Below are 14,217 nucleotides of genomic sequence, written 5' to 3' on the forward strand. Positions count from 1 at the left end.
TGGGGCGCGGAGGTTCGCGCGTCGTGGACAGTGACCGTTAAGCTCGCCTCCATGACCGACAACGCGCTGCTCGAGGGCCCCATCCACGCCGTCCACGTCGAGCTCGGAGCCACCTTCGCGCCGTTCGGCGGGTGGGAGATGCCCGTGCAGTACGGCGGCACCGTCGGCGAGCACACCGCGGTGCGAACCACGGTCGGGCTGTTCGATGTGAGTCACCTCGGCAAGGCCACCGTCGCCGGTCCTGGAGCCGCGGCGTTCGTGAACTCGGCGCTCACCAACGATCTGGGGCGGATCCGGCCCGGCAAGGCCCAGTACACGCTGTGCTGCACGGCCGACGGCGGGGTGATCGACGATCTGATCGCCTACTACGTCGGCGACGACGAGGTGTTCCTGGTGCCGAACGCCGCCAACACCGCCGCCGTGGTCGCCGAGCTGCGCAAGGTGGCGCCCGAGGGCATCACCGTCACCGACCAGCACCGCGACTACGCGGTGTTCGCGGTGCAGGGCCCCAAGTCGACCGAGGTGCTCACCGCGCTCGGTCTGCCCACCGACATGGAGTACATGGCCTACGCCGACGCCGAATGGCAGGGCCGCCCGGTGCGGGTGTGCCGCACCGGCTACACCGGTGAGCACGGCTACGAACTGCTGCCGAGGTGGGACGACGCCGAAGCGGTGTTCCGCGCGCTGGTCGCCGAGGTCGAGGCGGCGGGGGGCCAGGCCGCCGGGCTCGGCGCGCGCGACACCCTGCGCACCGAGATGGGCTACCCGCTGCACGGCCACGAGCTGTCCCTCGATATCACCCCGAACCAGGCCCGCGCCGGCTGGGCGGTCGGGTGGAAGAAGCCGGAGTTCTGGGGCAAGGCGGCGCTGGAACAGGAACGGGCCGACGGTCCGCGCCGCACACTGATGGGCCTGAAGGCGCTCGATCGTGGCGTACTGCGCCAGGGCCAGACCGTGCTGCGCGACGGCGAACCGGTCGGTGCGACCACCTCGGGCACGTTCTCCCCGTCGCTGAAGGTCGGCATCGCGCTCGCACTGCTCGACACGGCGGCGAAACTGGAACCGGGCGACGAGGTGGAGGTCGACGTGCGCGGCCGCAAGCTGCGCTGCGCGGTGATCAAGCCGCCGTTCGTCGACACCAAGACCAAGTAGCACCGCACACCCGGATAGGATCGCATCATGACAGTCGCTGCACAGTTCACCCGTATTCCGCACCCGGCGCCCACCTCGGCCCAGCAGCGGGAACAGGTACTGGCGGCCCCCGGTTTCGGCCGGTTCTTCACCGACCACATGGTGTCGATCGACTACGCCGACGGCGCGTGGGGCAACGCGCGGGTCGAGCCGTACGGTCCGCTGTCGATGGATCCGGCCACCATGGTGTTCCACTACGGTCAGGCGATCTTCGAAGGCCTCAAGGCCTACCGTCAGCCCGACGGCAGCATCGCCACCTTCCGGATCGACGCGAACGCCGCCAGATTCCGCCGCTCGGCGGCCCGAATGGCGATGGCCGAACTGCCCGAGGAGTTGTTCGTCGAATCGGTGCGGCAGCTGATCGAGGTCGACGCCGAATGGGTGCCCGCCGCGGGCGGCGAGGAGTCGCTGTATCTGCGGCCGTTCATGTTCTCCACCGAGTCCGGGCTCGGGGTGAAGCCCGCCGACTCCTACAAGTACCTGCTGCTCGCCTCGCCCGCGGGCGCGTACTTCCCGCGCGGGGTGAAGCCGGTGCGGGTGTGGCTGTCCACCGAGTACGTGCGGGCCGCGCCCGGCGGCACCGGCGAGGCGAAGGTGGCAGGCAACTACGCGGCCTCGCTGCTTGCGCAGGCGCAGGCCACCGAGAAGGGCTGCGATCAGGTCGTGTGGCTGGACGCCTGCGAGCGCCGCTATGTCGAGGAGATGGGCACCAACAACCTGTTCTTCGTCTTCGGCACCGGCTCCGAGGCCCGGCTGGTGACCCCGGAGCTGTCCGGCTCACTGCTGCCCGGCATCACCCGCGACTCGCTGCTCACCCTGGCCGCCGATTCCGGCTACCCGGTGGAGGAACGCAAGGTTTCGGTGGCGGAATGGCGCGAGGGTGCCGAATCCGGTGCGATCAGTGAGGTTTTCGCGTGCGGAACGGCCGCGGTGATCACCCCGGTCGGCTGGGTGCGCTCGGCCGAGGGCGAGTTCAGCATCGGCGGTGGCGAGCCGGGTGAGGTGACGATGGCGCTGCGCGACACCCTCACCGGTATCCAGCGCGGCACCTTCGCCGACACGCACGACTGGATGCGGGTGTTCGACTGAGCGGTGTTCGTTGGAGCGCTGGCGCGACCGCCGCTGACGCGGCGGACCCTCCTCGAGGTCGGGTCGGGCGGGGCTGGGTTCGGTGGTGAGCGGCGCTGGAGTCGGGGGTGCGGAGGAGCGGCCGCTCAACCCGGCATCAGGGCCTGCCACTGCTGCAGGGTCTGCGGGCGCAACACGTAGTTGTTCTCGCGGACCGACGACAGGTCGGCGCTGGGCTGTTCGGAGTACCAGTGGCCCGGGTAGACGACCGGGTTGCCGTCGAGAGCGGCGAGGTGGCGCAGGCTGCGGAACATCTCGTCGGAGTCGCCGCCGGGGAAGTCGGTGCGGCCGCAGCCGTCGACGAACAGCGTGTCACCCGAGATGAGGCGGCCGTCGAACAGGAAGCACTGGCTGCCGGGAGTGTGCCCCGGCGTGTGCAGCAGTTCGATCTCGAACGCGCCGACCGCGACCTTGTCGCCGTTGTCGTGGCCGGTCAGTTCGCTCGGCGCGATGCCGGTGGTCTGGGCCACCCAGTCCAGCTCCTGCTTGTTCACATGCACCGGCACACCGACGTTCTCCAGCAGTTCGCGCACACCGCCGAGGGTGAAGCCGAGCATGGTGCCGCCGACGTGGTCGGGGTGGTGGTGGGTGGCGAGCACGCCGGTGACGGTCATCCCGTCGGCGGCGGCCACCTCGACCAGGTCCGAGGCCTTGTACGCGGGATCGACGAGGACGGTCTCGCCGGTCTCCCGGTCGCCGATCAGATACGCGAAGTTACGCATCTGGGTGGCGATCGGATCGCCGGCGGCGTAATCCCGGCCGGACAGCAGCTGGCGGAAGTAGAGACGCTCGGAAGACATGTCATCACTGTATTGCCACCGGTGTGCTGGGCGCGCACCCGAGTACCGATCAGTGAGGTGGTCTGTGGGACCCCACAACGGGCGGGACGCCCAGTCTGTGAACTATGTTGGTTTCACATTGCTGGACCCTGGTCAGGGTCCGAGCGAGAATCCCACGGCGGCAAGCGAAACCGTGATCTCGACGACCGCGCCGAGCACATCGCCGGAGAGCCCGCCGAACCGCCGGACGCAATGCCGGACGATCAGCAGCGCGAGCGCGAGCACCGCGACGGTCACCAGGGGGCCGAGCCACGGGTTGCCGGGGACCGCGCACAACGCGCAGGCGAGCGCGAGCGCCGTCCAGCCCAGGACTGTGGCCGGCCGCTGAGTGCCCGCCACCAGCGCGCCGAATCCCGCGTCCGGCGCCGCCGCCAGTCCGCGACGGCAGGCGAGCACCACCGCGACCCGGCCCAGCGCCACCGCTAGCACGATCGCGAACCAGCGGCGCGCATCGGCCAGCCCGGCGAACGCGACCGCCTGGATGGTGACGGCGAAGATCAGCGCGGCGACGCCGAACGGCCCGGCGCCACCGGACTTCATGATCTGCCTGGCCCGCTCGGGTGGACCGTAGCTGCCGAGCCCGTCGACGGTGTCGGCCAGTCCGTCCAGATGCATGCCCCTGGTCAGCAGGCCGAGTATCCCGACGGTGAGCAGTCCCGCCAGCAGGGTGGTGAGCCCCGCCGCCGACACCCACATCGCCGCGGCTGCGAGCCCACCGAGCGCCAGCCCGACCATCGGCGCGAGCGCGATCGCGGTGTGCGCCGCGCGGCGATCCACCGACTCCGGCCCGGCGATCGGTACGACGGTGAGCCAGGACAGTGCCAGGCGCAGGCTGTTCATGAGGTCAGCCCGCAGCGGAGCGCGGTGCGGTGCCGTGGCGGCGCGGGTGTCCTGGTCGGCACCCGAACCAGCGTGTGGGACGAGACCGCGGCACGGCCATGGTGGCGCTGGATGTAGAGACGTGGCCGCGCCGGACTGCACGCGACCGCGGTGTCGTGGTGGTGACGGCGGATGTCGCGGCGTGGCTGCGCCGGGCGCTGTGCGACGGCGATCTCGCTGCGGTGGCCTCGGGCGTCGAGCAGCGTTCGGCGTGCCGACCGCAGGGCGCGCGGACCGCGGGCGCCGATGGTCCACCCGTGCGCGCCGCGCGGTGTGGGGTGAACCCGGCGTGGGCCGGTGAGCGGGGCCCGGCTGGGTCGGCACGTCGCGGCGAGCGCGCGTCCGGTGTCGCGCGCGGCGGCCCGCCGCTGGTCCGCAGGGTGGGGCACGAGGGCGCCGGGCCGGTTCACTTGGCCAGGTCGACGGTGTCCGGCTCGTCGGCGGTGCTGACGCCGGCGTCGGCGAAGGTCGACATCTCGGTGAGGGCGGCGACGGCGGCCCGCAGGATCGGCAGGGCGGTGAGGGCACCGGAACCCTCGCCGAGCCGCATCTCCAGGTCGACCAGCGGTTCCAGGCGCAGATGCTTCAGGGCCAGCTCATGGGCAGGTTCGGTGGAGCGGTGGCCGGGCAGCCACCAGGCCTTGGCGCCCGCGGCGAGGTCCTCGGCGACCAGCGCGGCAGCCGTGACGACAACGCCGTCGAGGATCACCGGGGTGCGCCGGGTCGCTGCCTGGGCGAGGAATCCGGTCATGGCCGCGAAGTCGGCACCGGCCGCCACCCGGAGCAGGTCCACCGGATCGTTGGCGACGGGGCGGGCCCGGCGCATGGCGTCACGGATGGCGGCGACCTTGCGGATCCAGCCCGCGTCGTCGACGCCGGTGCCGCGCCCGACGGCGGCGACCGGTTCGGTGCCGGTGAGGGTGGCGATGAGGACCGTGGCGGGGGTGGTGTTGCCGATGCCCATGTCACCGGCGATGAGCAGGTCGGCGCCCGCGTCGATCTCCTCGTCGGCGATCGCGCGGCCCGCGGCGAGCGCGGCGGTGACCTCGTCGGCGGTGAGCGCGTCCTCGCGGTCGATGGCGCCGCTGCCGCGCCGCACCTTGTGCCCGGCGACCGAGGCATCGGTGTCGCCGTCGACGGCGATGTCGGCGACCCGCACCGTGGCACCGGCGACCGCGGCCAACGCGTTCACCGCCGCCCCGCCCGCGCGGAAGTTGGCCACCATCTGCGCGGTGACTTCGCTCGGATACGCCGACACACCGTGTTTCGCGACGCCGTGGTCACCGGCGAAGATCACCACCCTGGCGCGTTCGAACTGCGCGGGCGGGCACACACCCTGGCAGGCCGCGACCCAGTTGCCGAGGGTTTCGAGCTTGCCGAGCGACCCGGCCGGTTTCGTCAGCTGCGTCTGGCGCTGCTCGGCCGCCGCGCGCGCCTGCGCGTCCGGGGCCGCGACCGGCGCGAATCCGTGAGTCACTTGCGAGCCTTTCGACAGGGTGCCTGGTGTCTGCGAATCATCTTGCCCGCAACTCGCGCTCGGGCGCCGACCGGCCCGGTCCAACCCGGTGTGGGCCGCGGATCCGGTGCGAGGGCGTCATCGGACGCTGTTCGGTCGGCGGACCGACGCACCATCGACGAGGTTGGTCCATCGGCCGCGGCAGAGGTTGATCGTCTGCCGGCTCGCGCACGCCCGCGGCTGGACCCGGCTCATTTCAGCCGGATCGGTAACCCGGCGACGATCAGAAAGGCCTCGTCGCACACGTGCGCGAGCCGCTGGTTGAGCGTGCCGATCTCGTCGCGGAAGAGCCTGCCGGAGCGGGTCGCCGGGATGACACCCATCCCCACCTCGGGCGAGACGATCACCAGCTGCTCGCGGTAGGCGGCGACGGCGCCGACCAGCGCGTCGCAGTCGGGGGCGACGGTGCCGCGCGGGGAGTCCCAGGCCGCCCGCGCGTCGAGGCGGGCGGTGAGCCAGGTGCCGATGTCGTCGAGCAGGGTCGCGGTCGCTGGTTCGGCGAGTACGGTCGCCGGTTCGCTGTTCTCGACCGTCGACCAGTGCGCCGGACGCCGCCCGCGGTGCAGCGCGATCCGGTCGGCGAAGTCGTGATCGTCGGGGTCGAGCACGGCCGTCGCCAGATACCGGACCGAGGGCGCGTCGGCGAGCAGGTTCTCGGCGAAGGCGGATTTTCCCGAACGCGCGCCACCGAGAACGAGGGTGCGGACCGACGTGCTGGCAGCCATTCCAGCACGGTAGCAATCGGGGCTGTCGAGCCGGAATCTCAGCGTGCGCCGAGGCGTCCAGGGCACTGCCGATTCCAGCCGGTGAAGCCGCCTGGATCTGGTAGATCGAGACCGAGTCGGTCGTCGGTGGCTGGATCGTAGTGGCGGGCAACGGCTTGTCCAACGGTCGGTCGGTCAGCTGGCGGCGCCGAAGCGGCGGCGGTATTCGGTGGGGGCGATGCCGACCTGGCGTTGGAAGTGGTGGCGCAGCAGGGCGCCGGAGCCGAAGCCGGAGCGGTCGGCGACGCGTTCGAGGGGGAGATCGGTGGCTTCGAGCAGGTGCTTGGCGAACAGCACGCGCTGTGCGGTGAGCCATTTGACCGGGGTGGTTCCGGTCTCGGCGGCGAAGCGGCGGGCGAAGGTGCGGGTGGACATGTTCGACCTGGCGGCGAGTTCGTCGACGGTGTGCGGGTGCGCCAGGTTCTCGGCCAGCCAGGACAGTGTGGTCGACAGCCCGGCCGAGTGGCATTCGGGGATCGGCTGCTCGATGAACTGCCGCTGCCCGCCGTCGCGCTGCGGTGGCACCACCATCCGGCGGGCGATGCCGTTGGCCGCGGCCGTACCGATCTCGCGGCGCACCAGGTGCAGGCAGGCGTCGATCCCGGCCGCGGTGCCCGCGCTGGTGATCAGGTTGCCCTCGTCGACGAACAACACGTCCGGGTCGACCGTGGCGTCGGGGTACCGCTGCGCGAGCTGCTCGACATAGCGCCAGTGCGTGGTGCACTTGCGGCCGTCGAGCAGCCCGGCCGCACCGGCGAGGAAGGCGCCCGAGCACACGGTGAGCACGATGGCGCCCGCGTCGGCGGCCGCGCGAACCGCCTCGACGACTCCGGCCTGGTAGGTGTGGCCCAGGGTGAACGGGAAGGCCGGGATCGCCACGAGATCGGCGTGGACCAGTTCGTCGAGACCGTATTCGGGCGTCACCGTTACGCCGGGGGTGGTCGAGCGCAGCGGCGTGCCCGGCTCGGCGCCGCATACCCGGAAGTCGAAGCCGGGCAGCCCGTCGGCGGTCCGGTCCAGGCCGAAAACCTCACAGACGACGCCGAATTCGAACATGGCCAGCTTGTCGTTGAGGACGACAGCGACGCGCGACAGCATCACCCCATGCTACGTGGCTGAATATTGACGCACAATGGCATCGCCGCCACTTTCGGCTGGAAAGTGGTGGGCGCAAAATTTCTGCCATGGCTACCTTCCTGCTCCTGCTCGCCGCCATCATCGGGCTCGCCGTCCTCGTCGGCCGTGGCACCGCGGGATCGACCGATGTGGTCGACCGCGACGCCCAGCGCATCGACGCCGAGCTCACTGCCATCGCCGGGTATGCCGCCAACATCCGCCCCGGCCTGCACTGAAAACACGAATGCCGTTCCACCCCGCGCGGAGTGGAACGGCATTCGTGATGTCCGGGGCGGCTCAGACCGCGTCGCCGGGGCCGACCCGCGGCTTGGGGGCACGCATCTTGCGGATCTGCGAGGCGCGCACGAAGGCGTACCAGCCCAGCTTGAAACCGGTGTCGGTGGTGTCGGGGAACCGCTCGATCACCCGGTTGTTCACGATCTTGCCGAGCACGAAGCCCTCGATGATCATGAAGACCATCATCACCAGCATCGCCAGGGTGACAATGGTCTGCAGGCCCGGCGCCACGAACATCGACATGATCAGCACCAGTGCCATCGGCATGAACAGGCCGACCAGATTGCGGCGGGCGTCCACCAGATCGCGCACATAGGCGCGGACCGGGCCCTGATCGCGCGGCAGCAGGTACTTGTCCTCGCCCGCCAGCATCCTGGCGCGCCGGTCCTGGACAGCGGCGCGGCGCTCGGCGGCGGCGGCCTTGCGGTCGGCCTTGCTGCCCTTGACCGCCTTGCGGCGGGCGCGGGCCTCCTTGGCGGTCATCGGCGCAGGGCCAACCGGACCGCGTCGTTTGCCTTCGGCGTCACGGCGTTTCGGGGTCGGTCGGCCCTTGCCCGGCGTGGTGGAAGCGGGTGCACTGGAGGTCTGTTCGACGTCCGGCACCGAGGGGTCGACGGACTCGTCGATGGTGCTGGACTCGTCGCGACGGAACAATTTCACGTTCACCAGGCTATTCGATCGGCCCGACCATCGGGAAATGCGGTCGGCGAACCGGTGCGCCCGGTCTCATCGCGGCGCCGGTGCGAGCTGGATCACCCCGGGTCGGGGCGTAGTGTGGGGCTCGCCACCGAGGTCGGGTCGATGCCCCGTGGCCGAGGTGGCAAAATAGGAATAGCAGCTGCCGCGATGGTGTTGAAATCAGTCGTGCGCTGTGCACCTGAGGTCCGTTCGACGGACTGACCGACTTAGGAGTGTCCATGACTGTGCAGAACGAGACCGCCACCGAGACCCACGGTGCGACGCTGACCGACGCTGCCGCCGCCAAGGCGAAGGCGCTGCTCGACCAGGAGGGCCGCGACGACCTGGCCCTGCGGATCGCCGTCCAGCCGGGTGGGTGCGCCGGTCTGCGCTACCAGCTCTTCTTCGACGATCGGGTCCTCGACGGAGACATCGTTGTCGAGTTCTCCGGCGTGAAGCTCGCGGTCGACCGCATGAGCGCCCCCTACATCCAGGGCGCCTCGATCGACTTCGTCGACACCATCGAGAAGCAGGGTTTCACCATCGACAATCCGAACGCCACCGGCTCCTGCGCCTGCGGCGACTCGTTCAACTAGCGGCTGGCGCCGCGGGTTTTCGGCCTCGTGACCCCGCATCCGAGCGGCGATGCTGCGCCTGCGGCGTTACGCATCGCCGCTCGGATGCGGGGCGGCCGAAAACGTGGTGGTCGGGTTGGGAGTTCGTAGGTGGTCGGCTCGAGCGAGGTGGTTCCACTCGCGAGAATGGTCGCGCACGTTGGTCGTTCTTCGGTCGGTAGTTGTGGCGTGAACGTGTCACTCCGAGAGTTCGCCGGTCGCGGCCGTGGTAGTGATCGGGTTGCGCTGAGGTGAACCATGGGGGTGGCGCGCTTGCTACCGTTGAGGTCCGGAATCGTTGGTTCGGTTCCGGACTTCTTGCTTTCCGCGCCTAGTGTCGAAGGGGCCTCGCCTCGTGTCTGTTGCTGTGTCCGCGTCCATCGCCACCGATCACCTCATGCGATTTCCCGGCAAGTTCGCCGATGTGCTGCTCGCCGATCAGCTCGATCATGTGTCCCTGAGTTTCCTTGTCGACGATCTGCAGATCCGGCGCGGTGGTGTGGCGGGCAACATCGCCTACGCGATGGGCCTGTTGAAGCAGCGACCGCTGCTCGTCGGCGCGGTCGGCGCCGATTTCGCCGAGTACCGGCAGTGGCTCGAGGGCAACGGGGTCGACTGCTCGGCCGTGCACGTCTCGCAGACCGCGCACACCGCCCGCTTCGTCTGCACCACCGATGAGGCGATGGCGCAGATCGCCTCCTTCTATCCGGGTGCGATGAGCGAGGCGCGCGATATCGATATCGCCGCGCTGGCCGCCGACCACGATGTCGACCTGGTGCTCGTCGGCGCCAACGACCCGGAGGCCATGGTCGCGCACACCCGCCAGGCCAAGGCGAAGGGCATCGCGTTCGCGGCCGACCCCTCCCAGCAGCTGGCCCGCCTCGACGGCGAGCAGGCGGCCGAACTGGTCGACGGCGCCGCCTATCTGTTCACCAACAAGTACGAATGGGGCCTGCTACTCCAGAAGACCGGCCTGAGCGAAGCCGAGGTGGCCGCCAAGGTCGGCATCCGGGTCACCACCCTCGGCTCCGAGGGTGTGCTGGTCGTCGACGCCGACGGTACCGAGGTCCGCGTCGGTGTGGTCCCCGAGGTCGCCAAGGTCGACCCGACCGGCGTCGGCGACGGCTTCCGCGCCGGCTTCCTCACCGCCCACCGCGCCGGTCTCGGCATCGAACGCGCCGCCCAGCTCGGCTCGCTGATCGCGGTTCTCGTCCTGGAGACCACCGGCACCCAGGAGTGGACCCTCGACCCCCAGGACGCACTGGAACGCCTCACCAAGGCCTACGGCCCCGAGGCCGCCGACGAGCTGGCCGTCCTGCTCTGACGCCGTCGGCCTCCCGCACCCCGGATCCTCCCGATTCGGGGTGCGGACCCGCGGTTCCGGTCGGCCGGGCGCGGGTCCACCTGCACTCTTCACCGGGGCGGCGCCGGACTCGCGGTGTAGTAGTGCTGCTCACCGCGGTCGGTGACCACCTCGCACATCGTCTGCACGAATGTCCGTAGCCGCTCGTTGTCCGCGCCGGGCGTCCAGACCGGCCGCCACACGTGGCGGTCGCCGAGTCCGTCGTCGAAGGGCACATAGACCGCCCCGTGCCGGGGATAGCTCAGTTCGGCATGCGCGCCCGCCGGGTGGACGCCCGCGCCGAAGCTGACCGCGGTCAGCACCTCTTCGAACGTCTCCGCCACGATCGGATTGGCGGGGGTGATCCGCCAGGTCGCGTCGAGATAGCGATGCCAGTACGTCATCGCCGGGCCGCCGATCGTGATCACCTCGACCGGTGGCGCTTCGACGCTGATCGAACTGCTGCGGGCCAGGCGGTGATCGCGCGGCACCACCAGGCCGGAGGGTTCGGTCACCAGCACGGGCCCGGCGACCAGATCCCGTTCCGCGACCGGCGAATGCGCGATCACCATGTCGAGGTCATCGCGCCGCAGCGGGCCGAACACATCGCCGAGATGTACTTCCCGCGCGTAGATCTCGCACTCGGGATGCCGGGACCGGAAGGCGACGACGGTGTCGGCGAGGATCGCCGCGGCCAAGCCACCCAGGTAGCCGACCCGCAATGTGCCTTCGACGCTGCGGGCAGCGGCGTGGGCGCGCTCGACGGCGCGGTCGAGCAAGCCGCGGGCGGGCACCAGATCGTCGCGCAGCATCCGGCCGAGCGGGGCCAGCCGGACCTGTCTGCTGGTGCGTTCGAAAAGCGCCGCGCCGAAACGGTTCTCGAGTCGCTTGATGGTCTGACTCACCCTGGCCTGGGACAGGAAAAGGCGTTCGGCGGTTCGTCCGAAGTGTAGCTCCTCGCACAGCGCGAGGAAGATGTCGATCTCCTGCCGTTCCATCACTCTCGCTTATCGCTCGTGTCGCACAGTGCCGTTGATCCGAGGGCACCCCGCCAGCAATCTGAAACGGGCTGAGTTTAGTCAGCTGGGAACGTCCCACATCCGGTGCAACCGGTGTCCCGTCGGCGGCCATCCCTCCGCCCGCTTAACGGAACAAATGTGCAATTAAGAGAGTTGAACCGCGCATGACAACAACATTGCCTGCACCCGCGGCCCCGCGGGCGTCCCGGCGACCGGGCCTCGCGCTCGGCGCCCTTGCCCTCGGTGCCTTCGGCATCGGTCTCACCGAATTCGTGATCGTCGGACTGCTGGGGGTGATCGGCGAGGACCTGCGGATCTCGGTGCCAACGGCCGGTCTGCTGATCTCCGGCTACGCGGCCGGGGTCGCGGTCGGCGCCCCGGTGATGACCGCGATGGGCGCCCGGATCCCCCGCAAGACCATGCTCGTGCTGCTGATGGGCATCTTCGTCGCCGGAAACCTGCTCTCGGCGCTGGCACCGAGCTACGGTGTGCTGCTCACCGGCCGGATCGTCGCCGCGCTCACCCACGGCGCGTTCTTCGGCATCGGCTCGATCGTCGCAGCCAACCTGGTGGCGCCCGAGCGCAAGGCCAGCGCGATCGCCATGATGTTCACCGGTCTGACGCTGGCGAATGTCGCGGGGGTACCGCTCGGGACCGCGCTGGGCCAGGCCTTCGGCTGGCGCTCCACCTTCTGGGCGGTCACCGCGGTCGGCATCGCCGCTCTCGTCGCCGTCACCGGGCTGGTGCCCGCGCAGGAGCGCGCCGAATCCGGTGGGCTTGCCGGACAATGGGCGGTCTTCGCGCGCGGACAGGTGTGGCTGGCGCTGCTGATCACCGCGCTCGGGTTCGGTGCCGTGTTCGCCGTGTTCACCTTCTTCGAGCCGATCCTCACCGAGGTCACCGGATTGCCGGAGACGGCCGTGCCCTGGCTGCTGGTGGTGTTCGGACTCGGCCTGTTCGGCGGCAATATCGCCGGTGGCCGCCTCGCCGACCGGGCGCTGATGCCCGCCCTGATCGGCGCGCTGGCCGCGCTGACCGTGGTGCTGCTGATCTTCACCGTCGCCGCGCCACACCCGGTCGCCACCGCGCTCACGATCTTCGCGCTCGGCGCCGCCGGCTTCGCCATCGTCCCCGCGGTGCAGATGCGCGTGCTCGACACCGCGGGCGGCGAATCGGCACTGGGGTCGGCGGCCAATATCTCTGCCTTCAATGTCGGCATCGCCGTGGCCGCCTGGCTCGGTGGCACCGCCATCGACCACGGCCTCGGTCTGACCGCGCCTGCGTGGATCGGTGCCGGTCTCGCGGCCGCCGCCCTGGTCGTCGCCCTCGGCTCCCGCGCGCTGGAGCGGCGCGCGTGAATCCTGTCCACCACTCGAGAATCGGAACAACCATGTCTACCTGGAAGAAGATCCTGATCATGACCGTCGCGACAACCGCCGCCGTCGCGGTGGCCGCCTGCGTGAACAACACCGAGACCACGCCCGCCGAGACCGGCACCTGGAGCACCGCGTGGTCGGTCCCGATGCAGCGGGCCAGCATCGGATTCGAACCGAACTGGTCGCTGGAGGGCTTCGCGGATCAGACTGTGCGCCAGGTGGTTCGGGTCACCGGTGGGGGCACCTCCGCCCGGATCACGCTGTCGAATCGCTACGGCACCGGGGAGTTGCGGATCGCCGCGGCCACCATCGCCCGCTCCGACGGCGGCGCCCGCGTGGACTCGCACACCCTGCGGCCCTTGCGGTTCGGTGGCACCGACGCGGTGTCGATCGCGCCCGGCGCCGAGATCACCAGCGACGCTGCCGATCTGCTCCTCGCGCCCTTCGAATCGGCGACGGTCACGCTCTACCTGGCCGCGCCGACCGGACCCGCCACCTTCCACGCGCAGGGATACGCCAGCACCTACCGTGCGGCGGGCAACCATGCCGACGCGGTCGCGGACGACGCATTCACCGACACCACCCATTCGTGGTACTTCCTCGCCGACGTCGAGATGACCGGCGGTGCCGCCACCGAGGGTGCCGTCGTCGCCTACGGCGACTCCATCACCGACGGCTTCGGTTCCGACAACGACGCCAACAACCGCTACCCCGATCAGCTGGCCGCGCGACTGGCCGCCACCGGCACTCCCCGGGTGGTCCTGAACGGCGGCATCGGCGGCAACATGATCCTCAGCGACTCCCCGTGGTTCGGGGAGAGCGCGGTGCATCGCTTCGAGCGCGATGTGCTCACCAAGCGCGGGGTCCGCACGGTGCTGCTCTTCGGCGGCCTCAACGACATCGGCTTCTCCGAAGTCGACCTGCCGACCTACAAGCCCAACCCGAACGTGACCGTGCCGCAGCTGATCGAGGCCTACCGCGAGCTGATCGATCGCGCCCACCGGGCCGGGATCCGGGTCGTCGGCGCGACCCTGCTGCCGATGAAGGGTGCCGAGTACTACACCGAAACCTCCGCGGCCAAGATCAGGGAACTCAACGAATGGATCCGCACCAGCGGCGAGTACGACGCCGTGGTCGATTTCCATGCCGCGGTGGTCGATCCGGCCGACCCCGAACGCCTGAACCCGGCGTTCGACTCCGGTGACCACAAGCACCCGAACGCCGCGGGGTATCGGGCGATGGCGGCGGCCATCGATCCGGCGACCGTCTGATCCGGCGCGCCGACGGACCTGTCCACCTGATCCGGGTGGACAGGTCCGTCGGTTACAGCGAGACCGGGTAGGCCGGTTCCTGGATTTCGGGCTTGATGCGGTTCTCGACGAAGATGCCGTGCCAGACCATGAAGACCAGCAGGGTCCACAGGCGGCGGCTGTGGTCGGACAGGCCTGCCTTGTGGTC

Annotated in this window: 15 protein-coding genes; 7 read left to right on the plus strand and 8 right to left on the minus strand. The window is 70.2% G+C overall.

Annotated elements, in window-relative coordinates:
• Positions 1-51 precede the first annotated feature (51 nt).
• The gene (gcvT, locus tag ACFOW8_RS19890) at positions 52-1,152 is read left to right on the plus strand and encodes a glycine cleavage system aminomethyltransferase GcvT (protein ID WP_378552424.1); all 1,101 of its coding nucleotides are present in this window, start codon (positions 52-54) and stop codon (positions 1,150-1,152) included.
• Positions 1,153-1,179: 27 nt separating this feature from the next.
• The gene (locus ACFOW8_RS19895; protein ID WP_378552426.1) at positions 1,180-2,280 is read left to right on the plus strand and encodes a branched-chain amino acid aminotransferase; all 1,101 of its coding nucleotides are present in this window, start codon (positions 1,180-1,182) and stop codon (positions 2,278-2,280) included.
• A 125-nt stretch (positions 2,281-2,405) separates the two neighbouring features.
• Here the strand turns inward: ACFOW8_RS19895 and ACFOW8_RS19900 are convergent, their stop codons facing one another.
• The 6 genes from ACFOW8_RS19900 to ACFOW8_RS19925 all read right to left on the minus strand — a co-directional run bounded on the left by ACFOW8_RS19900 (position 2,406) and on the right by ACFOW8_RS19925 (position 7,415).
• Positions 2,406-3,119: an MBL fold metallo-hydrolase gene (locus tag ACFOW8_RS19900; RefSeq protein WP_378552427.1), complete on the minus strand. Its 714-nt coding sequence runs from the start codon at positions 3,117-3,119 to the stop codon at positions 2,406-2,408.
• Between the two features lie 132 nt (positions 3,120-3,251).
• Complete coding sequence (locus ACFOW8_RS19905) at positions 3,252-3,998, minus strand: adenosylcobinamide-GDP ribazoletransferase (protein ID WP_378552429.1); 747 nt, start codon at positions 3,996-3,998, stop codon at positions 3,252-3,254.
• Positions 3,995-4,426, minus strand: coding sequence for a hypothetical protein (locus tag ACFOW8_RS19910; RefSeq protein ID WP_378552431.1), 432 nt, complete (start codon positions 4,424-4,426; stop codon positions 3,995-3,997). The genes ACFOW8_RS19905 and ACFOW8_RS19910 overlap by 4 nt, the downstream gene beginning before the upstream one ends.
• A gap of 17 nt (positions 4,427-4,443) precedes the next feature.
• Positions 4,444-5,514 (minus strand): nicotinate-nucleotide--dimethylbenzimidazole phosphoribosyltransferase, encoded by a 1,071-nt coding sequence (gene cobT / locus ACFOW8_RS19915; protein ID WP_378552434.1) that lies wholly within the window; start codon positions 5,512-5,514, stop codon positions 4,444-4,446.
• Positions 5,515-5,744: 230 nt separating this feature from the next.
• Positions 5,745-6,278 carry a bifunctional adenosylcobinamide kinase/adenosylcobinamide-phosphate guanylyltransferase gene (locus ACFOW8_RS19920; protein WP_378552437.1) on the minus strand — a complete coding sequence of 178 codons (534 nt, stop codon included), beginning with the start codon at positions 6,276-6,278 and terminating at the stop codon, positions 5,745-5,747.
• A gap of 174 nt (positions 6,279-6,452) precedes the next feature.
• A complete protein-coding gene (locus ACFOW8_RS19925; protein WP_378552440.1) occupies positions 6,453-7,415 on the minus strand; it encodes a helix-turn-helix domain-containing protein in 963 nt (320 codons plus the stop codon).
• A gap of 86 nt (positions 7,416-7,501) precedes the next feature.
• Between ACFOW8_RS19925 and ACFOW8_RS19930 the strand changes: the two genes are divergently transcribed.
• Complete coding sequence (locus ACFOW8_RS19930) at positions 7,502-7,669, plus strand: hypothetical protein (protein ID WP_378552443.1); 168 nt, start codon at positions 7,502-7,504, stop codon at positions 7,667-7,669.
• A gap of 61 nt (positions 7,670-7,730) precedes the next feature.
• Here the strand turns inward: ACFOW8_RS19930 and ACFOW8_RS19935 are convergent, their stop codons facing one another.
• Entirely contained in the window at positions 7,731-8,333 is a 603-nt protein-coding gene (locus tag ACFOW8_RS19935; RefSeq protein ID WP_378552455.1) for a DUF3043 domain-containing protein, read from the minus strand.
• A 314-nt stretch (positions 8,334-8,647) separates the two neighbouring features.
• Between ACFOW8_RS19935 and erpA the strand changes: the two genes are divergently transcribed.
• Positions 8,648-9,004 (plus strand): iron-sulfur cluster insertion protein ErpA, encoded by a 357-nt coding sequence (gene erpA / locus ACFOW8_RS19940; RefSeq protein WP_067496006.1) that lies wholly within the window; start codon positions 8,648-8,650, stop codon positions 9,002-9,004.
• A 415-nt stretch (positions 9,005-9,419) separates the two neighbouring features.
• Entirely contained in the window at positions 9,420-10,346 is a 927-nt protein-coding gene (locus ACFOW8_RS19945; protein ID WP_378552457.1) for a carbohydrate kinase family protein, read from the plus strand.
• Positions 10,347-10,435: 89 nt separating this feature from the next.
• On the opposite strand, the gene ACFOW8_RS19950 is transcribed toward ACFOW8_RS19945, so the two are convergent.
• The gene (locus ACFOW8_RS19950) at positions 10,436-11,362 is read right to left on the minus strand and encodes a LysR family transcriptional regulator (RefSeq protein ID WP_378552445.1); all 927 of its coding nucleotides are present in this window, start codon (positions 11,360-11,362) and stop codon (positions 10,436-10,438) included.
• Positions 11,363-11,547: 185 nt separating this feature from the next.
• Between ACFOW8_RS19950 and ACFOW8_RS19955 the strand changes: the two genes are divergently transcribed.
• A complete protein-coding gene (locus ACFOW8_RS19955) occupies positions 11,548-12,741 on the plus strand; it encodes an MFS transporter (RefSeq protein ID WP_378552447.1) in 1,194 nt (397 codons plus the stop codon).
• Between the two features lie 32 nt (positions 12,742-12,773).
• Positions 12,774-14,030 carry an SGNH/GDSL hydrolase family protein gene (locus ACFOW8_RS19960; protein WP_378552448.1) on the plus strand — a complete coding sequence of 419 codons (1,257 nt, stop codon included), beginning with the start codon at positions 12,774-12,776 and terminating at the stop codon, positions 14,028-14,030.
• Positions 14,031-14,217 lie beyond the last annotated feature (187 nt).

Source organism: Nocardia rhizosphaerae (assembly GCF_042650365.1).
GTDB classification, from domain to species: domain Bacteria; phylum Actinomycetota; class Actinomycetes; order Mycobacteriales; family Mycobacteriaceae; genus Nocardia; species Nocardia rhizosphaerae.